The organism is Akkermansia sp. KLE1798 (assembly GCF_001580195.1).
GTDB lineage: Bacteria > Verrucomicrobiota > Verrucomicrobiia > Verrucomicrobiales > Akkermansiaceae > Akkermansia > Akkermansia biwaensis.
Map to the genome: position 1 here is coordinate 35,010 of NZ_KQ971068.1, position 25,862 is coordinate 60,871.

The window sequence follows — 25,862 nt, forward strand, 5'->3', positions numbered from 1 at the left end:
CGGAAGCCTAAAGAAGCGGGAAATGTTAATGATGGAAGGACGGAACTGCTGATTCAGAGGAGCCGGCCCCCCCTTCCAGGGCCATGGCCTCCAATTCCCGGTTTGTTCCCACATAGTCCTCAAAAAGAACCGGGTATTCCGGCAAAAGCGGCGGAAGGTCCTCCGGAGCCTTCACGTTATGCCGCCTTCCCAGTTTTATCCTGACCAGGCGCTGGAGTTCGCAAAAAGCCATCGGAACAAGCCTGGCGTTGGAGGGCAGATTCCAGAATCCCGCATCGTCACTGATAATGATGAATTTCCGGTCCTTTTCCCTGCCCCATGATTCCAGCAGTTCTCCCATATGGCCGGGAACCTGCCCAAAACACGAAACCAGGGTGCAGGGCAAACGGGGAGTCTCTCCTCCCCATCCGGATGAGGCCCCCGGTCTGGCGGCTTTTTGCCGTTGTTTTTCCCGGATAAAAATCCAGGGCAATACGGAGATGATTTTCCAGCAGCGTTTCATTTGCTTTCGCGGTTCATTGAAAATGCGGTAGAGAAATTCGAGTTTGCAGGCCACCATCCAGTCCGGAGCCCTCCTGATGCGTCCGCCGGCGGCAAAGTGAAAAACGGCGCCCACGGCTACCATAATTCCCCGCTGAAGATGGGGGCACAGCCTGTTCATGAATACCTCCTGCTTGGGGGCGCCCAGTGAAATCCAGATGATGTCCGGCAGGTATTCATTGATCCGCGCCGCAATGGCCCCATAGTCAAACTCATCCGCAGCGCAGAAAGGCAATTCCTCAAAAGGCATGTATTCCACGCGGGGATCCTCCCGCACCAGGGTCCGGCGCAGAGCGTCCAGCGTGTCGCGAGTTCCTCCCAGGAACATCATTCTGTATTTTTTCATAGCGATGGCATCGTGGAAAATCTGTGCGCCGCAATACTGGGGCCTGTCCGCGTGCAGCAGCCATTTCAAATAAACGGGTACCCAGCCGCTGTCGCAAATGGTCAGCAGGGCTCCGCCCAGCACCTTCCGGTATTCCCGGTTGCGCTGCACCTCGGAAAGTACATGGCCGTCCGCCACGCAGATGTATCCCTTCCCTCCGGAACGGAGCACCCCGTCCATACGCTGGAAAACGCGTTCCCTGTCAAATTCATATCTTATGCTGAAATAGGTCTCCATACGGTTTTCATTCATGGGCAATGCGGCGGCCTTCCAGAATTTCATGATAAATTCCGGCCATTATTTCCGCCTTGCGGTTCCAGTCCAGTTCCCTCTGCTTGGCGCGGAACGCTCCATCCATCTCCTGCAATATTTTCCTGTTGTGGAAAAAGAAACGGATGCGTTCCGCAAAGTCCCGGGCGGACTGTCCGGGACGGGACAGGGGTATCTTGCATCCCACGGTTTCATCAACAATGGTCCCCATGCCGCAGGTATCAAAACAGAGCACGGGCAGCCTGTTCATCAAGGCTTCCACAAGCACGGTGGAGGTAGCCTCCATGATACTCGGGAAAAAAAACAGATCGCTTCCGCGCATGAATCCCTGGACTTCCTCATTAGAGACCATTCCATGCCACACGCACTTTCCCTCCACACCCAGCCGTTTCGCCAGATTCCGGCAGTCCCGCTCTTTCTCCCCTCCTCCGCAGACATGCAGCTTCAAATCCGGCAAGTCTCGGAGATAGCTGAGGGTTTTTAATGCCAGGGCCAGTTGTTTGGTCGGGATCATGCGTCCCGCCCACAGCAACCTGAATTCCTTGCCGTTTTTTTCCGGACGGACGGCATCCGGCCGGGCAAAACATCCGGTTTCACTCATTAAGAATACCTTCCTGCGGTGGCAGCGTTCCATGATCTCCCTCACCCCCTGGACGGAAGCTAGGACGGCATCAGCCCGCTTCACGGCTTTCCGCACCCTAGGCTGGAATCTGGCCTGAGCGGCATTGATCACGTTTTTCAATGCCGCCTGTACCGCCCGCTTCCAGCCGCTTTCCCACAAATAGGCCACCGGAGCATTCTCCATGCCGCCCACCGGTCCCCATACATAGGGAACTCCCTTGATTTTCCACAACATTCCCGGCTCCCGAAAGCCGATCATGTTTAACTGGTGAATGAGATCAATACGGTTTTCCTCCATGATTTTCCGCGCCAGAACAAGCGCCCGTTCCTGCCACCGCCTGTAATGATGGTAAAAGCGCCAGTCCCCCTGATTCCAGCACATCCGGCGCACTTTCTCCGGCACGGGAAGATAATGGAACATGATATTGCCGGCCTGCGGCAGACGGACGAGTTCCCTTTCTATGTTTTCCCGCCATTCCCCCTCCGTAATGACATGCACTTTGCAGTGCCGGGCCAGATGAATGACCCAGTTCCACCCCATGCCGGGTTCGCTGCCCCAGTCCGGGTTGACGGCGTAAGCGTTGATCAGGACTTGCATCATGATTTGTTCATTTCAGTGAATCAAGGTAGTTCCGGTGCCTTTCCTCCTCTGCGGAAGTGGCAAAGCGGCGGATGACCCTGGCCGGATTGCCCCCTGCAATGGTCATGGGCGGCACGTCTCCGGTCACTACGGCCCCAGCCGCGACAATCGCCCCGTCCCCGACGGAAACGCCCCCCAGAATAACAGCCCCATGGCCTATCCACACATCATTGCCGATGACCGTCATTCCGTCTTCCCAATTCCGGGGAGAATCCCAGATGGTGCATCCCGGCAGGCTGAAGGAATGCTCCCTCCTTCCGATGAACGAGACGCGGGCCGCGCACAGGACGCTGTTCCCAAAACGTATATCGCATGAAACATGGCAATGCGGCCCCAATTGCACCCGGTTCCCGAAAATGATTTTCCTGTGCGGGGCATTGAGATGCACGTGGCTTCCGATCCTGGTCATTCCCCCCACGGTGATCCAGCGCTGAAAGACGCGGAACCGGATGAAACTGCGCATTCCGTTGGCCAGGGAACGCAGAGACAGAATCAGACGGGACCGGCCCGGGGCGGTATTGGCGGAAGTATTCATAAATCCATATGTTCCATGAGGTGGTTGACGTATTCCCGGAATCCGGCAGGCATCAGACATTCCTTCAGGTGTGGAAAGAACGGCCTTACTCCCCGGTTCCGGCAGGCTTCCCGGAGAAGAGAGGCCAGCCCCTCTTCGTCTTCCGGATCAAACAATTCCCCGTTCCATCCACGGCGGATCAGGCAGGAGGAACCGCAGCGCCCGGAAACCAGGCAAAAACAGCCGGCAGCCAGCGCATCATTGACAACCGCCCCAAACGGTTCCACCAGGCTGGGAAGAACAAAGACATCGGCCAGATTGTACCAGGCCGCCAGGCGCACCCCTTCCAGCCAGCCGGTAAAAATGGCGCTGGCCTGCATATGGGCGGCCAAATGCTGCAGCTCCTCTTTCAGACTGCCCGATCCCGCAATCACAAGAACGGTATCCTCCGGCAGACTCGCGGCCGCTCTGACCAGGCATTCCAAATTCTTCTCCGGAGCCAGACGCCCCACATACAGGACCACCCTTTTGCCGTGCAGCGCGTATTCTTCCTGCAAGGAAAGGCTGACGGAAAGCGCCCCGCGGCACTGCATCCTGAAAGCCTGTTCATCCCGGACAATGGGGAAAAAAATGCCCTTTCCATAGTGTTCCCTGTACCAGCGGCATGCCTCCGAATCCGGTAAAATCACATCGTCGATCATCGGCATGGCCATCTTCCGCGCCAGGGCATGGAGCCGGGACAGTTCGTTCCCCCGTATCATGTCCATGCTGTCATCGCAAATGCTGATGATTTGGAACTTCCAACGGAAAACCGCGCGCAGCAGGCATACTTCCAGGGCCAGAATGGAAAATTCCGGAACAAGAACCAAATCCGGCCTCCCTTCCTTCAAAATGCGCGCAAGTCCGGAGGGAATGCGCCGCCCGGCAACCGGAACATGGTTCAGGTACCGGGGCCGGAAAACGCACCGGGATTCCATTTCCCTTCTGTTGTAGTGGTGATCCGGGGAATCTTCATATTCAAAGAACGCTTCCATGTCGCCACGCCGGGCCAGCGCATTGAAAAAATCAATGCGGTAGGGCGCCAAATATTGATGAAAAACCATCAGTTTCCGTTTCATGCCATTCATGGTTCAGTGCCTTTTCCTGTAATATTGCCACACCTGTCTGGAGAATCCGGCAGCCGTTTCCCAAACGCCCGCACAACGAAGGGAAAACCGCACGGGATGATGCTCCGTGCCGCACAGCTCCAGCAATTTCTCATCGGAGTATTGGAAAATGCGGTTCAGACAGCATTTGAGGAAGGGAATTCCGTGGCGGGAGGAGCGGAAGGGAATGACATGCACTCCCTGATGATTTCCCAGAAGCTCCCTCTGCCGCCGGTCAATGGGGGAAAACAGGGAATGAAAATAGTAAACGGGAGTCCGCTCACGCAGAAACGGCGCCAGCCTGTAGAAAGGAGCCCGCTGCACGTCGTTCCTGTAGCGGACCAGCAGCGGATTGACCAAGGCGGCATTCTCCATGTCCGTTTCCGGAGCAAGATCAAAATAACCATTGAAGGAAAAAACGCGCTCCGCATGCAGCAGGGAGCCGAAAAGAACCGCCGCGTATCCTCCCGCGGAACTGCCCATCATCGTAACGCGGCAGCCTTTTGTCTCCTCTTTCAGCCATTCCAGCACTTTCTCCGGGGAATTCAGACGGGCATTAATGCCGCCCAGGTACCACTGCTTGAAGACGTCGCGGATGAAGATGTGCCTGCCGCAGCCCGGAATCCTGGTTCCGAACCATTCAAACGTATTCCTCCGGGTCACCCGTTCATGAAACCGGGCGCGGTTGTTGGGAAAATACAGATCATTGCTGCTGAAATAAACGGCGCACCGCGAGCCATCCCCCTCCGGAGAATGTTCAATGAGATAATTGTCACGGGTCCTGTACGTTTCCAGCACCTCTTCATCATCTATCTGGAAAATCCAGTCTATTTCGTTTTTGTCCATAAGGCGGGGAAAAAAACTCGTACATGCATGCACACCATGGCCCGGCACGCGGCCGGCAAGCCTTCGTGTTTCCGGACATAATGGAAGTAATACCTGGGCTGGGCATTCCCCAGCGGGGAATACAAATTGTGGAGCCTGCGGCTCAGGGGGACCTCCCGGTCCGTCCAGGGAACGGCCTTGTCATGCCATGCACAGGTTCCGAGGAAGGAGGGGGCAACCCGCAGCGGTATTCCGCAGGAATGCGCCGTCCGGGAATAATCGTAATCCCCCAGGGCGTGCAGATAGAATCCGTCCAGAATGCCGATGCGGTCCACCACATGCCGCGGCACCCACAGAATGTTCCCGTGGCATAAGGCGCACTCCTGCAAGGTTCCGTCCGGAATAACGGGCTTCCCTTCCGACATGCCGCCATAAGTCCATTCATCCGTACCTGGACCGCACGTGGAGCCGCAGATGACGGCCAGGTGCTCCATCTGCCGGGAGGCTTCCAGCAAATGGACAAGGGCCGACGGATACAGCACGGTATCGTCATTCAGCCAGAGGTAGAAATCCGCGTCCTTCTTCAGGGCGTCCTCCCACGCTTTCCGCATTCCCCGGTTCCAGAAGAGGGTACCGTTCCCCCTGATCACGGCTACGGAGGGGTAGGCCTGCCGCACGGCGTCTCCGGTACCGTCGGAAGAACCGTCATCCACCAGATGCACGGAAAGCTCCAGTCCGGCTTCCGGCCGGCAGGAAAACAGGGCGGCCAAACAGCGGAGCGTCTTTTCCCTGCGGTTGTGGCACGTCATCAGGACCGCGAGTTTTTTTCCGGATGTATCGTCGGTTTTCATGGAATATGTACGGAAGAAACACGGTTGGAGGAAGAACGGCGGAAGATGCTTCCCACCCATTCATGAAGTTCACGGTCCGTCATGGCCCGGAAACGGCTGGAATAGCACATGGCGATCATCATCCACAGGGAGACGTTCATGATATCCAGATTGAAATTGGTATCCTCCAGCCATCCCCACAACCACCGGAAAGCCACAAACACCCCCAGCAGCTTCATCCAGCGGTTGTTGGAACGGTAAATGGCCAGATAGGAGGCCTGCCAGTAAAATCCCGTGTAGAGAAGCAGCCCCGCCACTCCCGTCCAGGCGAAAATGTTGAGCAGGACGGGCTCGCACCAGGCGCGGCGTTTCTGATCCTGGTAGGACTGGCGCTCATCCTGGGACATCTGGAAATTCGTTTCATATCCCTGGGCCGGAGTACGCCCCAGCAAAATGCAGCCGTCCTTCACGGAAGAAGTGGCTACCTCTTCAAAGACGATGCTCCGGGAATCCGCCAACAGGTCGTCTTCCATGGAACTTCCCGGCACTCCGGTGTAGGAGCCGACGTCCAGTACATTGAAGACGCCGCCCAGACCAAGGACGAGAAACAGGGTGGGAAGCAGGAACAGGACATGGCGCATCATCCTGTAAAAACAATCCTTGAGCAAAGTTCTGCCGCAATAGAAGGCCAGCAGGGACAAGGCTACCAGCGCCTTTAAAATCTGGCTCCTTGCCCCCATGCTGATGCATACCATCAGGCATGCCATGACCAGCACCACCAGCTTCCACCGCCGGGGCAGCAGGGGCAGCCACGGCACCAGCATCAGCAGGGGATTCAGCAGGGAGGCGTAAAAATCCGGATTAAGAGTGAGTATGAACAGGAAAAAAACGGGAATGAATATCCGGAACCAGACGGACAGCACCTGCCGCGTGACTTCCGGCAGGCTGAACACGTAAACCAGCACGGGAATGAAAAGCGTGGGGGCGTTCGTTGCAAGCGCCCTCGCGGACCAGTAGCCGTCCACAGCGAAAACGCCCCGGAGGCAGCAAATGAATACCCACAGGAAATAAATGGAAAAGAGAGGATAGGTGGGGGCCGCGTCCTGCCGGAAATATTTCCGCATGATCACAAAGGACACGGCCAGCAGGAGGGCGGAGGAAAGGGAAATGGCCTGTTCCGTACAGATCGGGTGAAGGATCGCCGCAGACGAATACATGGACAGCATGATCATGGCCTTCACCATGACGGCAAAGGGGAGCACGACCCGTATGCTTAAAGGAAGCCGGGATTTTCCATCAAGAGACCATCCTCCGCCTGCCTGATATGAAATGTCCATATTATGCATGAAGGCCCCTTTCCATAACCGGGCAAACTTCCTCCCGCCCCCGGATGCGGCGGGCCGGATTCCCCGCCCATATCTCACCGGCGGGGATGGAACGCGTCACCACGGAACAGGCGCCTATGACGGCGTTGTCCCCGATGGAAACTCCTTTTAAAATAAAGGTCCCGGCCCCAATGAAAACATTCTCCCCAATCCTGACCGGAGCGGACCGGCGCTGAAGCAGGTCATCCGGCCCCCGTCTCGCTTCCGGATCCAATGCATGAAAATCCGTGTCCATGATATGGACGCCGAATCCGGCCTTGACATCGTTCCCGATAGTGACCGACCGCGTGCAGATAATCACGGCATTGCTGATACCCACCCGGTCCCCGATACGCAGCACACCGTCCCGGTCCACGGAAATCAGGCAGCGCTGGGAGGAACGGGAAACGCCATGGGAACCGTTTCTCATGGTAAACTCCCTTCCTATGCGGCACCGCACGGAATGACTCCTCCCCCTGGATATCCTGACGTCCGGAATTCCGAACGAACAGAGTCCGGGACCGTGAACCGCGTTGCTGGAATACAGGAGCCACCGGGCATACATGTTGTGCAGGGGATGCACGCAGACGCCCCAGCAACGGAGCACGGCCTTTTTGGCAAGATAAATCAGCAACTGCATGGAGAGTCCTCCTTTCTTCCTCCTTCACGTCCATCCGTCCCGTTCGCGGCGTCTCCGGCAATGTCCCTGTAAATACGTCTCAGTTGTTCCGCGTTCGCGGAACGGTCATGGCGCGCCAGGGCGGCCCGCCTGCCGCGGGATGAAACATGCCTGCACAAATCCATGTCCCCGAACAGCCGGCACACCTGCATGGCCAGCAATTCCGCATCTTCAAACCGGTACAGGAAACCCGTTTCCCCATGGGAAATGGAATCCATCATGCCTCCGGCATAGGCCGCAATGCAGGGTGTGCCCACCATCTGCGCCTCCCCCAGGGAATTGGACTCATTCTCAATCATGGAAGGGCAAACAAAAACATGGGCCTTCCTGAACTGGCTGCACATTTGTTCCGCGCTCAAGCGTCCCAGCCAGTGGAAACGGTCCCGGACACCAAGCCGCTCCATCAGTTTTCCCAGATAATGGGCGTACCCATTCCTGCGCCACGCGGGAACGGACAGGATGTCCGGCCCTGCCACATGCACCCTGGCATCCGGATAATGCCGCAAAACCAGCGGTAGCGCCTCCGCCACCCTGTGCAGCCCTTTCAGGGGGTAATGGGACTGGCTGAGAAAAATCGTATGCTTTTCGCACGCTCCGGCATCCCATTCACTCCTGTAAAAAGGCTCCCTGAGCGTAGGATGAAGAAAATGGTACCGGGCCTCCGGATTCATGGCCCACGCGTGCGCCCGGTCCCAGGCGGTGCGTCCGATCACGTGGCCCACCTTGCTGAAAAGTTCCCGTTCGTACCTTCCGCGCGCCTTCATCCTCCGCTGCTGGGCAAAAAGGGTATCGCGGCGCATCAGGTCGCGCAGAGTGACGGATTTCACGAGTTCCCGGCGAGAAATGCCGCCCAGATAAAACCCGGCGCAGACGGAAGACAGCCCCTGGATGGAAACGGCGGTATTCCCCGCACCGCAGGCGTTCACCCAGGCCAGGGAGTGCGGATATTCGGAACCGTGAATATGGACCACATCGGGACCGAATGCGTGCCGGGCTTCCCGGAAGAAGGGTTCCAGCTCCTTCCTGTAGGCGTTCATGTCGGCAGGGGCGGGAATCAGATAGTAGGTCATGGACTCTCCGTCCAGACGCCTCAGCCCGTTCCCCGGATAAAACATGGCCGCGGCCAGCTTTAAATCCGGAACGGCCTTCATGAGTTCCTGCGCGCCCGCATACATCCAGCCTCCCAGAACCGGCTCCGGCAGTCCAAGCATCCGGCACGGCTCCGGAAACAGGATATTGGTCAGCCAGAGCACCTTCATCCCGTCTTTTCCGTCATTCATCTTCTTCACCAGTAGCACCCTCCTTCCACACGGCTGGCGTGGCTTACCGTCTCCGCCCTTCCCGGCCTTATCCAGGCGTCGTTGAAAAGCCGGAAATAATCGTATTTGGGAGCGCCGGGATCCGCTCCATAGGCCGGATCCTCCCAGCGCCTGCCCCGCAGGCCGAAAAGCAGTTGAAGCGCCCCTCCCAGATGCACGGCCTGCCCTCCCCTCCTCTTGACATGGGCAGCCAGATGAAAACCGTAAGCCCCGCATCCAATGAGGCAGACATCGTAAACCCGGCGGTCTATCTCATCCTTCATCCACGCAAGGGCTTCAAACCAGTCGGAAAAACGGTCCGTCCCCGTACCCATGCTCTGGACGGCGGCCAGCGTCTCCAGGGAAAAGGGAGGCAGAACCTCCGGATTTTCAAAAATCCTGCTCCTGTTCCTTTCATACTGGCGCATGATGCTTTCCGCAAAGGGATGGACCACCAGCACTTTTTTCCCTTCCAGGGCCCTGCTCCATGGCCGCGAAGACCAGTAAGGCTCCAGATTCAGCAGGCGGACGCGCGGAACGCCGTGAATCATGGGCATCACTTCCCATTCGTACGGCAGCCAGCTTCCTAGGATGTCCAGTTCCTCCATGTCGCGGAGCATCAGCTCACAGAAACGGGCCAGATACTCCGGCGCAGCGGGGAAAAAACCGGACCATTCCCTCATCTGCCTCATGATATTTTTATTCCACCACCATTGGTCTCTCCTGCCTGTGGCGTAATGCAGAGGGTTCCGGCCCGGTTTTTTAATTTCCAAATAATTATGCAGGCAGGACATTTCCGTGCAGCCAAACCTCCCCACCATGGCAGGTCGGCCGGAGCGCAGAAGATTCTCGATCATTGCGGAGGCTGCATCCGCATCCAGTTCACAGGGGGGCGGCTGCAGGGCCTCCCTGCCGGAACAGCGGCCAAACAGGCGGCGCAGCAAATACAAACCCGGATACATCAGTGAAATCATGGCAGGTATCTGTTCAATTTCCGTCGCGGGTATCACCCGCCCCAAGGTACCGGCGCCTCATGGCCCGGAGTTCCAGCCGGCTTCGCCACGTCTTCCAGTTTCTGGCGGCATTCCTGATCCGTTGGGCGCAGGAGCGTTTTTCCCCGGGATCAAAAAAACCCCTCCTGGAAAAATCCATGAAAATGCCGTGCCGCTCAAACAGGTCCGCCACAGGTCCGTACCATTTGCCATGTACGATACCCGTGAAAATGTAGGGAATAATCTGGTATCCCCCCCGTGAAAACAGGGCGGGATCCACCGTCAAAAACTCCATGCGGGAATACTTGGCCCTCCGGCTGCCGAAATATTCAAACTTCCAGGCGGACTCCGCCTCCCTCAACAGGGAAAGGAGCGCTTTCCTGTTCCACAGGGCGCCCTGGCAGCACGCATACCAGGGATAATCCGGGTCACTGGTGAAAAGGCCTTCATACCGCGAAGGCTCGCGGGCGGGAATTCCTTCGGGCGTCAGCTGGATACAGGGAATCTCCGGATGAGCGCGCATCAGCGCCGCATACCGTTCCACCGCCTCGCCATCCACCGGCCCCGTCAGAAAATAATCTTCCTGCATGTACAGCACCGTGTCCGTTTCCAGGGCCTCCAGGGCCCACTTCAGGCATTGGCTCCATGTGGCTCTTCTGCGGACCGGAATGTTCCGCCCGGCACAGCTCTTCAGGGAAACGACGCCCTTTTCCGGACCGGAGTAGGTCTTGTATTCCGTATTCAGGTAAACCGGAGCGGAGCAACCGGGCCAGTAAAGGGACCAGAGCCTGAAAAAAGGCTCCCAGCAATCTTCAAAGGCATCACAGGTATTGATGAGGATGGAATAGGAATTCATGAAATCATTTGGAAAATTGAACTTTACCGCACACGCTTTTCAGAAGAAAAACAAGGGTGCCGCGTTCCCTGGCGTTCAGGGAAAAAAACCAGAGGAAAAGAAGGAAGGCGCCCAGCAGCAAACAGGTGCGGAACAATACCGGAACAGGTGAATTCTGCGGACAAATCCGGGCCAGGGCCACGCCCGCGGCAAGCGTAGCCCCGCTGGGAACGAGGCACGGCACCAGCACCCGGAAAGAAAAATCCCGCAGGCTCAGGCCCAGACGGCGCACGCAGATGGAAAGGGCCAGCAAGCCTCCGGGCACCGTGACAAAAAGAATGGCGGCCACATACATCATGAAGGGAGGCCACCCCAGGCTGTAGAATCCGTAAGTGGCGCCCAGGAAAAGAATTCCGGAGCCCGTTTTCACCAGCGTGTACAGGCGAATATTTCCTTCCGCATAAATGGCGGACCCCAGGCTGAGGAAAAGCTGTTCCATCAAGGTCCGGGCAAGCTGGAGCCTGCAAAACAGAACCGCCCAGGCGGGCACGGAATGAAGCCACAGGCCGAGCAGCCCCGGAGCTTCCAGAATCAGGGGAATGGCGAAAACAGCCATGAGCAGATACGCGAACTTGCACCCGGACAGGGAGGCCCGGAGCATGAGACGGCGGTTGCCCGCGCCCTCGCTTTTTGAAATGACTGGATTCAGGGCTTTCAGCATGGTTCCGGAAAAAGCCATGGTTTGTCCGTTGATCTGCTGGGCGACAGCCTGCGCCGCATTGAGGGCAACCCCGAAAAAGTGGTTCAGAACGATGCCGACGCCGTATTCCGACAGCATGCTGCTTGCGGAAACCGTAAAATTCCAGCACGCGAAGCTGCCCATTTCCCGAAAAACGCCCTTCTTCCAGTAACGCAGCGGAGCAATCACGCACTCCGCATAATTCCTATGGCAATAAACAAGCATGGCCGTCATGGCGAGGATGGAAATCCCGGCCATCAGAACCCCGTACAGAATCAGCTTGTCCGCCAGCACGTGAACGACAAGCAGGGCGGCCCCCAGTTTCAGAAAAGATTCCAGCACGCCTATCACGGCGAAATACAGCATATTCTCGTGGGCGTTCAGCATGGCTTCATAAGGAACGCCCAAAACACTGAACACCGTGCTGGCGATCATGGCCCAGTAAACGCACCGGGCGGCAAAAATCCGGCCTTCCGGAATATTGAGAAAATGCCCGAACAGGAAGGGAGCGGCCGCATACAGCAGGATTGCGACTACAAGCGCAATGGCAAGATGGAGGACTACGCTGATATTAAAGATGATCCTCTGTTTCTCGCGGTTCCCCTCCCCTTCGGCGTAACTCATGAAGCGCTGGGTAGCCGCCGCCATGCTGGCATTGAGAAAAGCCAGCATGGCAATCACGCCGGCCACCATGCCGAAAATGCCGAAGTCGTCCACCCCCAGGGCATTCAGGACCAGGCGCGTCGTGTACAGGGAAACGAACATCGTAATGCCCATTTTCATGTACAGAAAACCTGTATTTCTGATTACTCTGGAGACGGTATTCATGGAACGGCGTAAGAAAAAATCCTGGGGGAATGCTGGGGAACAGGTGTTGAGGAAAGAGGTTTTCCAAACGGGGAAATCAGTTCAGCCGCATTATCCGGCAGTTTCTGAACCGGAATATTCACTGTAATAATGAAAACGGGAATTCTTGAAATTCTCGGCATTGAGAATGAGAGCGACGGACCGGAATTCCCCCCTGGCCGCCACTTCCTGGATGGAAGGAACGTACTGCTTCTCTATCATGCCGCATCTGATGAGATAAAGGACCAGGTCCGCATGGCGGGCCATCAGGGAAGCGTCCGCCACGGCTTCATACGGGCAGCCGTCCACAATGATGCGGTCATACCGGGTGCGCCAGTACCGGATCAGGTCTTCAAATCGTCCCTGAGTCAGCAAGGCGGCCGGATTGGGAGGAACAGGACCTGCCGGCACCATGTCGAATCCCGGAAAATTCTCTCCGGATTGCAGGACGGAATCCGGAGACGCCAGCGGATTCATCAGCAGATGCGCCAGACCTCTGGAATTCTTCCCTACGCAAAAGGCGGAAAGGCTGGCCTTGCGCAGGTCTCCGTCAATCAGGAGGACCTTTTTCCCCGTCTGCGCATAAGCGGCAGCCAGATTCAAGGCTGTAAACGTCTTCCCCTCGCCCGTCCTTGTCGAGGTCAGGAACACGACTCGGGAAGCCTTCTCCGGATTGGGCAGTAGCAGAAGTTCCGTATTATTGCGGAGAATATGAAAACATTCTTCCATGAAGGAACGGCTGTTTATGACGACGAGCGGCAACTTCTTGCGCTCCTTCCCGGAAAGCAGAGGAAGTTCCCCTGCAAGCGGCAGGCTCACCAAACCGACAAGGTCATTCTTATCTTTCACATTGGTATTCAACGCATTCGACACCATCAGGGATAGAAGGCACAGAAAAGCGCCGCCGGCCATGCCGCCCAGCGTCATCAGGGGGAGTTTGGGCGCTACCGGAGAATTGGAACCAAACGCAGGCTCCAGAATGCGGGCACTTGGCTCCGTGGTAGCCAGAGCCAGGGCGTTTTCCTCCCTCTTCTTCAACAACATCAGGTAAAGCTCTTCCATCACCTTCTGCTCCCGGAGAAGGGGAACCAGGCCTTCATCCTTGGAAGCCATGTCCGACAACCCCCGGTTGAGTTCATCCCGCTCCCTTTCCAGCTCGCCCATCCTCACGCGCAGGACATCGCAGTAATTGGAGATGGAACGGACGATGGACTCGCGCATTTCCTTCATATTCTCCGCCAGGGATGAAACCATGGGATTCTGCTTCCCTGCGCTGGCGCTCAACTTTTTGTATTGGAGGAAATTGTCATTGAAAAGTTCGATCTGCTTGGCAATTCCCGCATCCTGGATTCCTATATTGGCGGGAATCATGTCCCGCTCCCGGCCCCCCTCCGCAAGCAACCCGGCAAGCACCTTCACCTGAATCAATTCCGTTCTGGTGGAAAAAAGTTCCGTCCCTATTTCCTGCAGCTTGCTGAAGGTGGCCTCCAGCGTCGTGCTCATGTCCTTGACGATGCGGCTGTGGCGCTTGTAATCAATCACCTGCTTGTCCACGCCGCCCAGCTGGCCGCCGAGCTTTTCAATGCGTTTGACGATGAAATCCTCCGCCCGTGTGGATGCGATTTGCTTCTCCCGCCTGGAATGGTCATTGTAAACTTCAATAAGATAATTCAGGACATCTTCCGCCTTCTGCGGATGGGAAAGCCTCAGCGTCAGCTCCAGCAGGCTGCTTTCCTTGGAATCCGGCCGCGTTACGCTCAGGCGGCCCAGCATTTGGGCGCAGGCCTCCTTGACGGAGAGGCGTTCCACGAAAATGGGCCTGCCTATGCTGCCGGAAGAAAAATGGGACGTAGTCCGCACGGTTACCGTGGCGAAGGGAAGCTCCAAAGGGATGCCGAATTTTCCAGCAAGAGCGGTTTCCCTTCCTCCCTTTTCCCGGTAGGACAGGGAAAATTCCCGGCCGTTCAAAGGAGTAACCGCCAGGGAACAAGGCTGGAAATCCACTTCTTCCCCAAATTCCACCTTCAAGGGAGTCGTATGGTAAAGCTCTACTTTCCGGATATTCCGCTTTTCCCAATAAGAAACGCCGAGCTCCAATCCCTTCACGACGCGCCCCATCACCTCCGAGGACTGGACCACATAGCTCTCATTCGCAAGATTGGCTTCCCCCGCCCTGACGCCCAAATCGGAAAGAATGATTTCCGAAACCTGGGAATTTTTCTGCTTGTCGTCCCTCAGCATGATGCGGGCGGTCTTCTCATACAAATATCCCTGCCGCGCGAAAATGAAATAAGCCCCGGCTCCGCCCAGCAAAGCGGCCGCCAGAATCCAGAGCCAATACCTTCTGGCCGTGGAAAAAATGAACCGGAAGGAAAAAATATCGTTGTCCTCAGGCTGTATAACGGGAATGGACATGAAGAAAAATCGAATGCAACTGGTTACAGGCTGATGGCAATGACGGCAATAATCAGGGACAGGCCGGAAAGGCCCCATGCATAATACTGGGCGCTCTCACTCCTCATGTTCACCTTGCGGTCAGAGGGAGTGACATAGATAATGTCGTTCTGCCGGATGTAATAGTAAGGAGAGGAAAAAATGGACTTGCTGCGCAGGTCCAGCTTGACGATCTTCCGGTCATGTTCCATTTCCCGGATCAGCACGATGTCCCGGTTGCCGTCAATATTCAAATCTCCCGCCCGGCTGATGGCATCAAAAATGGTGACGCGCTGACCGTCCACCTGGTAGGAGCCGGGATTATTGACCTCCCCCAGAACGGAAAACTTGAAATTCATGATCTGGACATTGACGGAAGCGTCCTTGATATAATCGCTGCTGCGGAGTTTCGCTGAAATATCATTGGCAAGCTGGGAGCAGGTCTTCCGGGCCGCCCTCATTCTGCCGATGACCGGCAGCACGATGTATCCTTCATCGTCAACCAGGTACCCCTTGGGCCGCGAATTATTGCTGGTGTTGGAAATGGAATTGCCCATTTCCGCCATGATGAAGGGAGTGGTCAATTCCGGTTGCTTGCTGCTGACGGAAATATAAAGCTGATCGTCTTTCTGAATGGTCGTCTGGTATTTGGTGACTATATTTTGGTGGGTCTCATCCGTAATATCCTGGATATAGAGGACCTCTTTAGGATTGACGCAGGAAGCCAGCAACAGGGAACAAACCGACAGGGAAGCCAACCGGAAAATTCCGGAGGAAAAAAGGGTGCGAATATTCATGGTCATTAGGCAGGTATGATGATGTGTGGTTTTAAACTGGATAGGGGCAAGTCAGGATTCCTCCCGTCCTGACGGACACACCACGGGCACGGAAAGATCGTTCTTGATCAGGATGCTGCCCGTGGTATTCCGGAAAGCGTCCCTGCACTGCTGGACATCCTTGCGGGTTATAATCCGGACAATGGTTTGGAAAACGATCCTGATATCCGTGAACAGAAATACATTCCGGGTATAAACAAGGTCGCAGCACAACCGCCTGTAGAACGGAATACCGTTTCTTCCGTACACCTGGGCCATTCCGGTCAATCCGGGGCGGACGGAGCAGCGTTCCGTGCGGTAGCGTTCGGGAAAAACAGCCAACTGCTCCGGAATCCATGGCCGTGGACCTACAAGAGACATGTCCCCCTTGACGATATTGAACAACTGGGGAAGTTCATCCAGGGAATAGTGGCGTAAAAAAGTTCCCAGCGGAAAAGACCTCCGGTTATCCGGAAGCAGGTGCCCCTCCGAATCGCGGGCATCTGTCATTGTTTTGAATTTAACAATCCTGAATAATTTTCCGCGGTATCCTACACGCACCTGTAAAAAAAACGGAGACCTTCCTGTATGAATCAGGAGCGTTATGGAAATAATCGCCAGAATGGGCGAGATAAAAATCAATGCACATAAGGAAATAACGATATCCAAGACGCGTTTTCCAAGAAATTTATACATAGGCAAACTAATTCCGGGGCCCAGATTACCGGATTTCAAATCCGTCCTTTACAGGACGAATGGAAAACGAACAAAAATAGTTCATTATAAAAACATTATAACTTCACCATCACTCCGCCTCCTGTAAATTTTATACATCTAAATTTTTCTATATCAGGTACAAGTATCTGAACCGTAATAAAAATTATATAATTTGCATTGACTGCGAATTTGAAATCCGCGCAAATTTTACAATCTATTTACAGAAAAATGCTTTATATGAACAATCTCCATTCCGCAGGAGCCATTTTCTTTATTTTTCTTTTGTAGAATAAGAAAACTGAAGTTTACGGATTTGCAGGAGCTTTCTTCTGGCATTTGGTTGCCGTGCTGTCTGTGAAAAATCCCGTTAACCAAAAAACATGATTAACAGAATAAATCAATTATTTAAACAATACGTTAATAATCAAATTACTATATACTTACAAAATCAAATTCCGTGTTTTCGTAAAACTTACAGTTTCAAATAAAGAAAAGGGAAAAAGAATTGAAAAGGCGCAGAGAACGGCATGTATGCATATCCAGAAAAGAGAAAAATCCATTGGAAATAAATATAATATATTTATTTAAAAATAGTTATATCTACATATAACAAATATTTCTTCACGCAGGAAAGAAACAAAAGCCGGAGAAGCGGAAACCGTCCAACCTTGGCACAATTCCATATTCCCTCCGGAATATCCGCTTTCAGCCGCTTGAAAAGGGCAACTACTGTAAAAACTGAAAACCAGGAAAACGGAACCTGGTTTTTCATGGACAGAGAAGCACCCCGGCATGGGCAGATAAGCCCTCCATGACCTGAGACGGCCACATATTATTGGAATTACCGGCTGACGCGGCAGCTCTCATGACACTTCATCACAAGCTTTCAAATCTTCTTCTTCACAATCATCTCAAATGGAATGTCCCGACCTACCATTCCTTCATTCCAGAAAAGGGAAGCCCATCCCGGACGCGTTTCCTACGTCCGGGATGGGCTGCGGTATCATGGCATCTGTAATCAATGTCCCTTAATCATGAAGGCGGAAATATCCCATCCGTATTGGCGACCTCATCTGTCAGGCCTGTTGGTAAATCACAATGGAATAGGTTACTCCATTGCTCATCCTGAGATCAGTCAGGCCAAGGCGTTCCGCTCCCGTCTCATTAGCCGTCAAGGCCAATTCCAAAGTACCGCCATCCGCGGCAGACACGGCAATCCACTCCGGCTTGTCCACTACTTCATAGGAAGTATCTTCCAAAGAAATGGATATGGACAGTACTTGTGCCGTACGATCCGGCTTGAACAGGCTCTGGCTGATGGGATAACGTCCCGTCGTCCTGATATTTGATCCCTCATGGATGCAGACGGACCGGTTCCTCAATCCGTAAACGTCTCCGGAGTATATCGTCATTTTCAACACGCCGTCCCTCCCGTGGTTGCTCATGGCAAGCGCGTAATCCGACCAGCCGGCATCAATGGCATAGCCAATATAATAACTCTCACCCCGGCAGTCCTGGGCAAATAAATAGATATTATTATGCCACTGCTTGTTAGCCAGATCACCCTGATTATCTACATAACCGGGAGAATACAGAATAAGCCTCACCCAGTCCGGGGGCAGAACAGCGAACAAATAATCCAGGTTGCGCCCGTTGAGCAGGTTATTCCGGAATCCGGCCACGAACCCGAACCTCTGCTTGCCGTCCCCGCCGGTGGAAATCGGCCACACCATCGGGCTTCCCCCTGTGTAATCCCTCCAGCTGTCAGCTATCGCAAGAGCGGTATCGTACCTGTTGGCCGGCCTGGCTGTGGCAGACACGGGATTCGCGTTATACAGCCTTCCCCACTGGCAATGCACCCCCTGCGGTCTCGTATTGCGGCTGGAACCGTCGGGATGGTCAATCCTGTAACCGCACAAATCCAGAGTGTAGGTATATTCTCCCCGAAGGTGTCCCGCAAAATTGTCTCCCTGTTGAACACAGTTCTGTAGAATCAGCACAGGGTCATCCAAATTCACCAAATGACCGAAATAGGTGGTCGGGCGTCCGTTCCGGACAAACAGGTTCCAGCCCAGGGTATCCTTATTATTGCCATCCGGCAAAAACAGGGGACGGGACAAATCCAGTTTGCGGGCCGCATCCGTATCGGCCACAGGACTGACAGGAATGTTTACTCCTGCGCCGGCATGGACGGATTCCGTAAACGAACCTCCCGCAGCGGTCAGGTTCCCGGCAAGAGCCATATTCCCGGCTGCGTCGGTTTCCGGCGCCCTGTTCCACTTTTCTCTCTCTTCTGTTGAAACATGCTTCACCGCATTGGATTCATGGGCAGTGAAGACATCGGTATCCAGTTTAGAGCCCAATTCATGGGCGTCAGCTTTAGCATTCCATGCCGTCCGCTCTTCTTCCATGATATGAATATTCGCATTCTCGACGTGCTCGGTAAAATCATTCTGAGTCGCCAGGAGAACTCCGTTGATGGTAGTAATTTTATCCATATTTATCTCCGTTTATCTATGAAAAGGTTCCGATCCATCCTTGTCCCTAACTGAATACTTTTCAATTTGAACGATAAAACAATGGAAATGAACGCTTTATCATGATTTTGATACTTTTCCGCAACAATTACATCCAATGTGTCACGTTCAAGAGGAATTCTTTTGCGTTCCGGTGAAGCGGGACTGTGGCTCCGAACTTGAAAAAAACATCGGCCCCCACCATTCTCTCAACATTCATACCATTCCCCCCTCCTTCCGCATGAAAGGAAAAACTGATCCTCATCTGTGGTAAAACGGCACTGAAAGGCTTCGAGGGAGCACACTGGAATTCATGCCGCGGAAGCCTGCGGTCTCCAAACTTTTCCCCAAGAGGAAACGCCAATGGTGACCTTACCCCCTGCACGCAAACACGGGCGCCCCAGCGTTCCATACCGAAAAAGCAATGCGGGTTCACACTCCACGGCCTGAGCGGGATTTTCCGTTCGGTACTAATCCGCCGTTTCCCTTTTAATCAAAAACGGGATTCCAGAGCGGATCCGCCGCGGCTTCAAAACACAGCCGCACCTGTTCAGGCGTATTTTTCTCCAGAGCCATGGGAGGCAGTTCCTCCCTGCCGAACCAGCCGCTTTCAGACGTTTCCACATTGGGGCGGAAGCTTCCGCCCCGTTCTTCACAGAGAACGAAGATTTTGCAGACTCCGTAGGCATAGGGGGGAGGATTATGCCTGTTGCGGTCATGGAGCGCTATCAGCCGGACGGGTTCCACTTCCAGGCCCGCTTCCTCCCAAACTTCCATGGCCGTATTTTCCCGCACGGACCGGTTCACATCCACCCAGCCGCCCGGCAGAGACCACAGGCCGGACTCCGTTTCCCTGACCAGAAGAATGTTGCCGTCCCTGAAAATGGCCGCCCGCGTATCCATCTTGGGCGTTTGAAATCCCGTTTCATTGCAAAACAGACCGCGGACCGTATCCATATCCAGCCCGGACTTGGCACTCATGATTTCAGCGGCAATATCCCTCAGCCGCTCGAAACGTTCCAGATCATAAGGGTCTTTGGTGTAGATAATTCCCGCCTGGGCCAGAAACTGGATTTCCACGGCCCACTCCAGCCAGCGCGGAGGCAGCGCTTCCCGGACCAGATCATCTTCCTCCTTCATAGGGCGCACGCTAGCATTCCCCGCAGATGCTGCCAATCTTTATATTCCTTTTCCATGCACATGACGGATTGTTCACACAGGAACGCTGGACCGTTCCATGCGGCCGCGGCAGACTGGCCCGCGTAACCGGGATTATTGATTAAACATCACTCCTGCTGAAAGAAGGTCCGTTCATTCCTGCCGGTCTGACGGACCGCCCAAAAAACGCCTCATGACATTTCAAGAGTTATGGGGCGTTTGGATTGTTCCCCCATCCTCTTCCGGCAGAATAACCGGATCTCCCAGAAAACGGGGCTCCCTGCCCCACAGCCACAAATCCATCATCATCCATACGCGGGCGCCGCGTTCCCTGATCCAGCTTTTAACCCGGGAACGGCGGTTGGGCACGTCCGGAGCATTCACGGCATAGGCGTCCATCCCATTGTACCGGGCAATCGCCAGAGCGCGCCTGTTATGAAAGGTCTGGGAAACGACGATCATTTGAGAGACGCCAAACACCTCCTTCATCCGCACCACGGAATCCAGCGTCCTCAATCCGGCAAAATCGCAGACAATCCGGTCTTCCGGAACGCCCCGCTCCACCAGGGCCTGCTTCATTGCTTCCGGTTCGTTATAGGTATGGGAGGAATTGTCTCCGGATACGACAAATGCAGTCACCTTCCCCTCCTTCCAAAGTTCCGCGGCCGTATCCATCCTGTTGTCAAAATAGCCGTTGGGACCGCCCATGAAGGTAGGGGAACACCCCAGCACCAGGGCTGCGGCCCTGACGGGGACATCACGGGGATGGTCGAACAAACGGCCCCGGGAAGCGGAATCCGCATACCATTCGGAGACGGCTACCAGCACACCCACGGCAACCACCGCAACCAATCCAGTCTTCAGCGCCAAAATCAGGATTTTTCTCTTCCTGTTCCACAGCCCCCTGCCCAGTTTTTCCAATCTGTTGATCATCTTTACAGACAGTAATTTCTATTTTGCTTTCAGTCTGGAACGCAGATAAGTTTTGACCGCCGGATCCACCGTTTTGATATCCAGGACGGAGTCTCCCCATTTATTCCTGGCCTTGATATCCGCTCCCTGATCCACCAGATAACCCACGACATCCAGATAACCGCCTTCCGCGGCAAAAATGAGCGCCGTCTTTCCGTACTTTGTCCTGGCTTTCACCTTTGCCCCTTTCCCGACCAGGTACCGTACCATCTCCAGATTTCCTTTTTCCGAAGCCTGCATCAGCAGAGTGCGGCCTTCCTTGTCCGTAACATTCAAATCCGCGCCCCTGGCTACCAGCATTTCCATATCCTCCATATTCCTGCCCTCAGCGGCATAGGCCAGCACATTCCGGCCGCCCTTGTCCCTGAGCCGGACACTGGCCTTTTTCCCAAGCAGGTAATTGACAACTTCATGACGCCTGCAGGTAGTTGCCCGCATCAGGGCGGTAATTCCGTATTCCCGGTCCTTCTCATTTGGGTCGCATTTGCATTCCTCCACCAGGTACTTGACGATGTCCATATTGTCTCCTTCCGCCGCCCTCATGAACACGGATATGCCGTACTGGTCCGTTCTTCTGGGATTCGCCCCCTTGGAAAGCAGGTAGTCGAAAATCTCCTTGTCGCCTACATAAGCCGCCCAGGCGAGGGCGGACCAGGTCATATCGTCTCCGGCATTGACATCCTGCCCTTTTTTCAGGGCTTCCAGCCGCAGCTTCAGATTCACAAGATTTTCTGTCCGGTTCTTCTGTTTGACCGGATCGGCTTTGGCTTGCATGGCCTTTACCTTGTCCAAAGCGGCATCATAGGAGTCAAGGGCGCGCGCCATGGGGGGAGAGAATGCCGACAGCACGAGGCAGGCAATTCCCCATGCAGGGAAAATATTCTTTTTGATCATAGAGGATTGGTGTTGGAAATCCGGGGAAGCCCGGAAACGGCATTTCCAAGGCTCCCCTGAATTACAGAAAATCCTAGGGCAACATGCTGCCGGGGTCAATTCCATAAAAACGGCCCCGCATGGATCACAACGGAAGCCATGCGAGGCCGGGGAAACAACTTTCAACGGACGGAAAACAAAAGGGTGCCGGAAATTTGCCTTCTACCGGGAATTGATCTGGAGAACGTTGTTTCTGATTTGGTCAGTCCCCTCAAGCTGCCTGGTTGATCTTGACGACGGAAGCCTGCCCATAATGATGGCTGATAAAGGCCCATACTTCCCGGCCTTCCCCGGTCGCATTGGCTGCGAGCGTCAACGTCACCTCGCCACTCCCTCCCGGCACCTGTTCCGTGGATTGACGGCACCATACAGCGGCAGGATCATGTCCGCACATGGTGTCATTAAGAACATAGATATCTTCCGCAAGAGCAGAAGAGACGGTCAATATCACATCCCCTCCGGCAGCAGGCACATCCAGCATACTGGCTTCCACTACAGGAATCGGCTTTGGAGTCACTCCGGACATGACCACTTGGCCTAAAATTTCAATGGCCGATTTCCCTCCCAGTTTATTGCGGTTATCCACCCGCATGCCGGACATCCTGAGTCCGAGTTGCCGGGTAGCCGTTACATCATGAGCCTTGACAGCTGTGCTAACCACGGCGGTGTGTCCGGTACCGCAGAATCCCGCCGTCATGGGCATTACATAATTGCCATTAATCCACAATTCCCACCTGTTCATGGTATCCCTGTAATCCTGGCTGCTGCGGGGAGCCATCGCTACGGCAATCCTGCTTATGGACGGTACCAGCGTCCATACATATTCAATTTGATCCAAAGGAGCTCCAAGGTGCGTTCCCCTTACCAGACAGGAGAATGAAGCTCCCAGATATTCCCTGCCATAGGTGGTTAACTGGTATGCAGGCGACGAATCTCTTGTATTACTACTGTTGATGGAATTCGCGTAGGGATATCTGTAAGAAACCATATTACTGGTAGCCCAATGTATAGGATGCACATAACATTCTGAATATGAATTATTTTGTGAACCCCAGCCGTGAGAAGTTGCACCAATCATCAGAGACACATGATCGGCATTGCTCAGATACCAGGATACGGCGCCAGCCCATTCTTTCATATATCTGTAATCGCCAATAAATTCAGGAAATTGCCACGGATGGGTCTTTCCAAGAAGCAGTGAAAGACCTGGAGCCGGAGTGAAATTAAAAACCAGATGATACCAGTCATCCGGGATGATGGCGCCGTACTGGACAGACGCATTGGCCGTACGGCAGTCTATATTGCCAGCCTGCCACCGATGAATGATTTCACACCATACGGGTATGGCTGCTACACCGCTATTACAGACCAAAGGCCACTCATTCGCAGCCCTGAAAGATAACCAGCTATCATAGTTCAAAGCCTCTTGAGCGCTGGAAGGCTCTGGAACGCATATGCCTCCCTTTGCATTAACCACTGCATTGCAAGTCTGGGGCTGCGTCCATGTATTTTCCGCGTTCAGCTGCCCGTAACGCGTGTCGTTTTCCTCCCGGGAAACATGAATGGCCGCATTCTCTTCATGAGAGGCTAAAGCGGAAGCGTCCGCCTTGGCATTCCATGCCGTACGTTCTTCTTCCGTTACGTGAACGGTTGCATCCTCAACATGCTCATTGAAATCATTCTGCGTAGCCATGAGAATTCCGTTAATGGTGGTGATTTTATCCATGATTATTTTTGTTGGTTGCAAGCGTTGTAAAACGCTTTCATTTTCCGTTTTTCATGGGGGCTCCGGATAGCCGGCAGTCGAAAATATCCAACTATGCTCGGTTGACTCGGCGTCCAAGACAACTGACGAAGCGATTCCCCATGGAAGTTTTCTCTTCCGAAGCAAAGGTATCCGCCATTACCCGTTTTTTCCCGGCACACGGCAAAAACTCTCTATGCGTCGGGTAAAAACGGCAATAACCGATACCACTTCCTCGCAAATCTGTACGTGGCTAGGACAAATATCATCCTGCCTGCCACGTTGAGAACAGAAAGCCTCTGCTGAAAGTCACGGTAACTATTTCTTCTCTCAAAAATATGGAAAAATATTCTTTTCTAATTTATTTATAAAAGCTATCCAGTAGGCATTTTTGAATCAGTACCTTCCAGAACACCACCTCAAGCACAACTCTAATTCCGCCCTCATCTCCAGAGGGAGAAAACCACCCTCACTCAACTTGCCAGTCTTTTATGAAACATCCCTGCACTTGTCTGAAACGGGCGCCTTGCACCATTGGTTTGGAAAACCATTGCTTCCCGCAAATAGAGACACGACCAATAATTCCCTCACTTCTGAAAATGAAAAAAGGGCCGTCGAAAGCCAGCCTTCATCTACGACTCATCGTTGTTCCCGTCGTGCCGATTCAGCAGTAAATCTTACTTATCTCTCTTTTTAGTACCATCCTCTTTTCTCTTCTCAGCTTTCCATTCCCAGGGTGGAATCGGACTCGGTTCCGACCACAACCCTTTTTTGCCGGCTCTGGCTTCCGATTCATGGGAGGCAAGTTTCCGACTGGTTGAATGCTTGTAACGCCAGGCCCATCCTTCCCGCACCATTTCCTCATCCACGGAAGCAGTCCCATACACCACCAAACCCAAAATACGACCATACCTGTCACGCCCGGTATACCTCACGGTAACAGTCTCCCCCCAAATCAGCTTTTCCAAATAGTGTTTCGCTCCATCGTAGCCATTCTGTCCCCTCTCCGGCGCGTCGATTCCTTCAAGACGCACTTTATGAACAATCTTTTCTTCCGGCGTTTTCTCCAAAACAACAATGGTATCACCGTCAATAACATTAATCACAACTCCCCTGATCTCTTCACCAAAAGCAACACAGGAACTCAGGAAGAAAAACAGCAGCCACTTCATAAAGTAGTGATATAATGTGAAGAATGGCAACAGGCAATCATTATGTGAACAAGAAATTGACAGGAACAAGACGTTAGCCCTTCAGCATTCCACAAGCCGCTCATTTGATAGCAGTCCCTCGCTTGTACCGGATTATCGAGAAACCAGTGCGGCTAAACTCCAGAAGACGAAAAAGGGCCGCCAAAAGCGAATCTTTTATCTATATAGATTATTACTTTTAGTGAAGTACCCCAACCGGACTCGAACTGATATGATCTTACGATCAATAGACTTTAAGACAAATTCAATCAAAACATTGATATTTCAATGCTTTCATAAACAATGATTCAGAAGTAACTACTAGGTAAATATTTTTGATGCTGCGACTTACTTCTTTCCTGTATTTTCGGCAATCCGTTCCAACAGGGAAATAATGTGGGCAACACCAAGCCAACCAAGACCAATGAGAGCCAAAATCAGAAAACTTGCTGCTGCGGGAATAACTTGGGTGGCTTGTCCAGCCATCATGATGAGGAGAATGAGAGCTGCAAGCCCGAAACAAACAATCGCAAGACCGTGGAATACGCGGACCATTTGGGAATTAGATGCTACCTCATTCTTTGTATGTCCTCTTTTGACGGGAATAAAATCATAAGAGGACGTTGCGTTACATCGGTTGTTCTCTTCTTTTTCCTTTTCGATTAGCTTGCGGGCTGTTGAAAAAAGCAACCATGTATTTTCCCCTTCCTGGCAAACATTTGTTCCTTCGTCGATTTCTCCTACAGCTTTCATCTCTAATAGTTCTTCTCCACTAAAAGGGCCTTTAGTTTCACCGTTAAAAAGAACATAAAATCTCATTAATATAATCTAACAACAGTTTCAAAAATGTCCAGATGTACA

At 53.7% G+C, this 25,862-nt stretch carries 22 protein-coding genes; all 22 read right to left on the reverse strand.

The genetic code is table 11. From position 1 onward, the window contains the following. Nucleotides 1-25 precede the first annotated feature (25 nt). Complete coding sequence (locus HMPREF3039_RS13240; protein WP_197457872.1) at nucleotides 26-1,177, reverse strand: WecB/TagA/CpsF family glycosyltransferase; 1,152 nt, start codon at nucleotides 1,175-1,177, stop codon at nucleotides 26-28. Then, complete coding sequence (locus tag HMPREF3039_RS01780; protein ID WP_067569804.1) at nucleotides 1,170-2,417, reverse strand: glycosyltransferase family 4 protein; 1,248 nt, start codon at nucleotides 2,415-2,417, stop codon at nucleotides 1,170-1,172. Before HMPREF3039_RS01780 ends, HMPREF3039_RS13240 begins: the two co-directional genes overlap by 8 nt. Nucleotides 2,418-2,424: 7 nt before the next feature. Next, nucleotides 2,425-2,991 carry an acyltransferase gene (locus tag HMPREF3039_RS14450; protein WP_067569802.1) on the reverse strand — a complete coding sequence of 189 codons (567 nt, stop codon included), beginning with the start codon at nucleotides 2,989-2,991 and terminating at the stop codon, nucleotides 2,425-2,427. Further along, on the reverse strand, nucleotides 2,988-4,088 hold the full coding sequence (locus HMPREF3039_RS01790; RefSeq protein WP_167506713.1) for a glycosyltransferase family 4 protein: 1,101 nt from the start codon (nucleotides 4,086-4,088) through the stop codon (nucleotides 2,988-2,990). The genes HMPREF3039_RS14450 and HMPREF3039_RS01790 overlap by 4 nt, the downstream gene beginning before the upstream one ends. A 12-nt stretch (nucleotides 4,089-4,100) precedes the next feature. Next, nucleotides 4,101-4,961, reverse strand: a complete 861-nt coding sequence (locus HMPREF3039_RS01795; protein WP_067569798.1) for a hypothetical protein — start codon at nucleotides 4,959-4,961, stop codon at nucleotides 4,101-4,103. Then, complete coding sequence (locus HMPREF3039_RS01800; RefSeq protein WP_067569796.1) at nucleotides 4,943-5,791, reverse strand: glycosyltransferase family 2 protein; 849 nt, start codon at nucleotides 5,789-5,791, stop codon at nucleotides 4,943-4,945. Before HMPREF3039_RS01800 ends, HMPREF3039_RS01795 begins: the two co-directional genes overlap by 19 nt. Beyond that, complete coding sequence (locus HMPREF3039_RS01805; RefSeq protein WP_067569794.1) at nucleotides 5,788-7,107, reverse strand: hypothetical protein; 1,320 nt, start codon at nucleotides 7,105-7,107, stop codon at nucleotides 5,788-5,790. Before HMPREF3039_RS01805 ends, HMPREF3039_RS01800 begins: the two co-directional genes overlap by 4 nt. A 1-nt stretch (nucleotide 7,108) precedes the next feature. Then, nucleotides 7,109-7,774: an acyltransferase gene (locus HMPREF3039_RS01810; protein ID WP_067569792.1), complete on the reverse strand. Its 666-nt coding sequence runs from the start codon at nucleotides 7,772-7,774 to the stop codon at nucleotides 7,109-7,111. Beyond that, on the reverse strand, nucleotides 7,762-9,093 hold the full coding sequence (locus HMPREF3039_RS01815; protein WP_067981850.1) for a glycosyltransferase family 4 protein: 1,332 nt from the start codon (nucleotides 9,091-9,093) through the stop codon (nucleotides 7,762-7,764). The genes HMPREF3039_RS01810 and HMPREF3039_RS01815 overlap by 13 nt, the downstream gene beginning before the upstream one ends. 5 nt (nucleotides 9,094-9,098) lie before the next feature. Then, nucleotides 9,099-10,085, reverse strand: coding sequence for a hypothetical protein (locus HMPREF3039_RS14010; RefSeq protein ID WP_067569788.1), 987 nt, complete (start codon nucleotides 10,083-10,085; stop codon nucleotides 9,099-9,101). A gap of 13 nt (nucleotides 10,086-10,098) precedes the next feature. Next, on the reverse strand, nucleotides 10,099-10,959 hold the full coding sequence (locus HMPREF3039_RS01825) for a hypothetical protein (protein WP_067569786.1): 861 nt from the start codon (nucleotides 10,957-10,959) through the stop codon (nucleotides 10,099-10,101). Nucleotides 10,960-10,963: 4 nt separating this feature from the next. Then, a complete protein-coding gene (locus tag HMPREF3039_RS01830) occupies nucleotides 10,964-12,460 on the reverse strand; it encodes an MATE family efflux transporter (RefSeq protein ID WP_167506714.1) in 1,497 nt (498 codons plus the stop codon). 135 nt (nucleotides 12,461-12,595) lie between these two features. Next, nucleotides 12,596-14,938: a GumC family protein gene (locus HMPREF3039_RS01835; protein WP_067569782.1), complete on the reverse strand. Its 2,343-nt coding sequence runs from the start codon at nucleotides 14,936-14,938 to the stop codon at nucleotides 12,596-12,598. Between the two features lie 23 nt (nucleotides 14,939-14,961). After that, on the reverse strand, nucleotides 14,962-15,753 hold the full coding sequence (locus tag HMPREF3039_RS01840) for a polysaccharide biosynthesis/export family protein (protein WP_067569822.1): 792 nt from the start codon (nucleotides 15,751-15,753) through the stop codon (nucleotides 14,962-14,964). Between the two features lie 51 nt (nucleotides 15,754-15,804). Further along, nucleotides 15,805-16,467 (reverse strand): sugar transferase, encoded by a 663-nt coding sequence (locus HMPREF3039_RS01845; RefSeq protein WP_082770068.1) that lies wholly within the window; start codon nucleotides 16,465-16,467, stop codon nucleotides 15,805-15,807. Between the two features lie 1,097 nt (nucleotides 16,468-17,564). Then, nucleotides 17,565-18,986: a BACON domain-containing protein gene (locus HMPREF3039_RS01850; protein WP_067569778.1), complete on the reverse strand. Its 1,422-nt coding sequence runs from the start codon at nucleotides 18,984-18,986 to the stop codon at nucleotides 17,565-17,567. Between the two features lie 507 nt (nucleotides 18,987-19,493). Then, the gene (locus HMPREF3039_RS01855) at nucleotides 19,494-20,144 is read right to left on the reverse strand and encodes an NUDIX hydrolase N-terminal domain-containing protein (RefSeq protein ID WP_067569776.1); all 651 of its coding nucleotides are present in this window, start codon (nucleotides 20,142-20,144) and stop codon (nucleotides 19,494-19,496) included. A gap of 219 nt (nucleotides 20,145-20,363) precedes the next feature. Beyond that, nucleotides 20,364-21,095 (reverse strand): SanA/YdcF family protein, encoded by a 732-nt coding sequence (locus HMPREF3039_RS01860; RefSeq protein WP_067569775.1) that lies wholly within the window; start codon nucleotides 21,093-21,095, stop codon nucleotides 20,364-20,366. A gap of 18 nt (nucleotides 21,096-21,113) precedes the next feature. After that, complete coding sequence (locus HMPREF3039_RS01865) at nucleotides 21,114-22,028, reverse strand: ankyrin repeat domain-containing protein (protein WP_067569773.1); 915 nt, start codon at nucleotides 22,026-22,028, stop codon at nucleotides 21,114-21,116. 250 nt (nucleotides 22,029-22,278) lie between these two features. Then, the gene (locus HMPREF3039_RS01870) at nucleotides 22,279-23,793 is read right to left on the reverse strand and encodes a hypothetical protein (RefSeq protein WP_067569771.1); all 1,515 of its coding nucleotides are present in this window, start codon (nucleotides 23,791-23,793) and stop codon (nucleotides 22,279-22,281) included. 695 nt (nucleotides 23,794-24,488) lie between these two features. Beyond that, nucleotides 24,489-24,983 (reverse strand): thermonuclease family protein, encoded by a 495-nt coding sequence (locus tag HMPREF3039_RS01875; protein ID WP_067569769.1) that lies wholly within the window; start codon nucleotides 24,981-24,983, stop codon nucleotides 24,489-24,491. A 366-nt stretch (nucleotides 24,984-25,349) separates the two neighbouring features. Further along, complete coding sequence (locus HMPREF3039_RS01880) at nucleotides 25,350-25,820, reverse strand: DUF4339 domain-containing protein (protein ID WP_067569767.1); 471 nt, start codon at nucleotides 25,818-25,820, stop codon at nucleotides 25,350-25,352. Nucleotides 25,821-25,862 lie beyond the last annotated feature (42 nt).

Coding starts and splice junctions, on each gene's coding strand:
- HMPREF3039_RS13240 (WP_197457872.1), bottom strand. CDS start 1,177: ATGAATGAAAACCGTATGGAGACCTATTTCAGCATAAGATATGAATTT.
- HMPREF3039_RS01780 (WP_067569804.1), bottom strand. CDS start 2,417: ATGATGCAAGTCCTGATCAACGCTTACGCCGTCAACCCGGACTGGGGC.
- HMPREF3039_RS14450 (WP_067569802.1), bottom strand. CDS start 2,991: ATGAATACTTCCGCCAATACCGCCCCGGGCCGGTCCCGTCTGATTCTG.
- HMPREF3039_RS01790 (WP_167506713.1), bottom strand. CDS start 4,088: ATGAAACGGAAACTGATGGTTTTTCATCAATATTTGGCGCCCTACCGC.
- HMPREF3039_RS01795 (WP_067569798.1), bottom strand. CDS start 4,961: ATGGACAAAAACGAAATAGACTGGATTTTCCAGATAGATGATGAAGAG.
- HMPREF3039_RS01800 (WP_067569796.1), bottom strand. CDS start 5,791: ATGAAAACCGACGATACATCCGGAAAAAAACTCGCGGTCCTGATGACG.
- HMPREF3039_RS01805 (WP_067569794.1), bottom strand. CDS start 7,107: ATGGACATTTCATATCAGGCAGGCGGAGGATGGTCTCTTGATGGAAAA.
- HMPREF3039_RS01810 (WP_067569792.1), bottom strand. CDS start 7,774: ATGCAGTTGCTGATTTATCTTGCCAAAAAGGCCGTGCTCCGTTGCTGG.
- HMPREF3039_RS01815 (WP_067981850.1), bottom strand. CDS start 9,093: ATGAATGACGGAAAAGACGGGATGAAGGTGCTCTGGCTGACCAATATC.
- HMPREF3039_RS14010 (WP_067569788.1), bottom strand. CDS start 10,085: ATGATTTCACTGATGTATCCGGGTTTGTATTTGCTGCGCCGCCTGTTT.
- HMPREF3039_RS01825 (WP_067569786.1), bottom strand. CDS start 10,959: ATGAATTCCTATTCCATCCTCATCAATACCTGTGATGCCTTTGAAGAT.
- HMPREF3039_RS01830 (WP_167506714.1), bottom strand. CDS start 12,460: ATGAAAATGGGCATTACGATGTTCGTTTCCCTGTACACGACGCGCCTG.
- HMPREF3039_RS01835 (WP_067569782.1), bottom strand. CDS start 14,938: ATGTCCATTCCCGTTATACAGCCTGAGGACAACGATATTTTTTCCTTC.
- HMPREF3039_RS01840 (WP_067569822.1), bottom strand. CDS start 15,753: ATGAATATTCGCACCCTTTTTTCCTCCGGAATTTTCCGGTTGGCTTCC.
- HMPREF3039_RS01845 (WP_082770068.1), bottom strand. CDS start 16,467: ATGTATAAATTTCTTGGAAAACGCGTCTTGGATATCGTTATTTCCTTA.
- HMPREF3039_RS01850 (WP_067569778.1), bottom strand. CDS start 18,986: ATGGATAAAATTACTACCATCAACGGAGTTCTCCTGGCGACTCAGAAT.
- HMPREF3039_RS01855 (WP_067569776.1), bottom strand. CDS start 20,144: ATGAAGGAGGAAGATGATCTGGTCCGGGAAGCGCTGCCTCCGCGCTGG.
- HMPREF3039_RS01860 (WP_067569775.1), bottom strand. CDS start 21,095: ATGATCAACAGATTGGAAAAACTGGGCAGGGGGCTGTGGAACAGGAAG.
- HMPREF3039_RS01865 (WP_067569773.1), bottom strand. CDS start 22,028: ATGATCAAAAAGAATATTTTCCCTGCATGGGGAATTGCCTGCCTCGTG.
- HMPREF3039_RS01870 (WP_067569771.1), bottom strand. CDS start 23,793: ATGGATAAAATCACCACCATTAACGGAATTCTCATGGCTACGCAGAAT.
- HMPREF3039_RS01875 (WP_067569769.1), bottom strand. CDS start 24,983: ATGAAGTGGCTGCTGTTTTTCTTCCTGAGTTCCTGTGTTGCTTTTGGT.
- HMPREF3039_RS01880 (WP_067569767.1), bottom strand. CDS start 25,820: ATGAGATTTTATGTTCTTTTTAACGGTGAAACTAAAGGCCCTTTTAGT.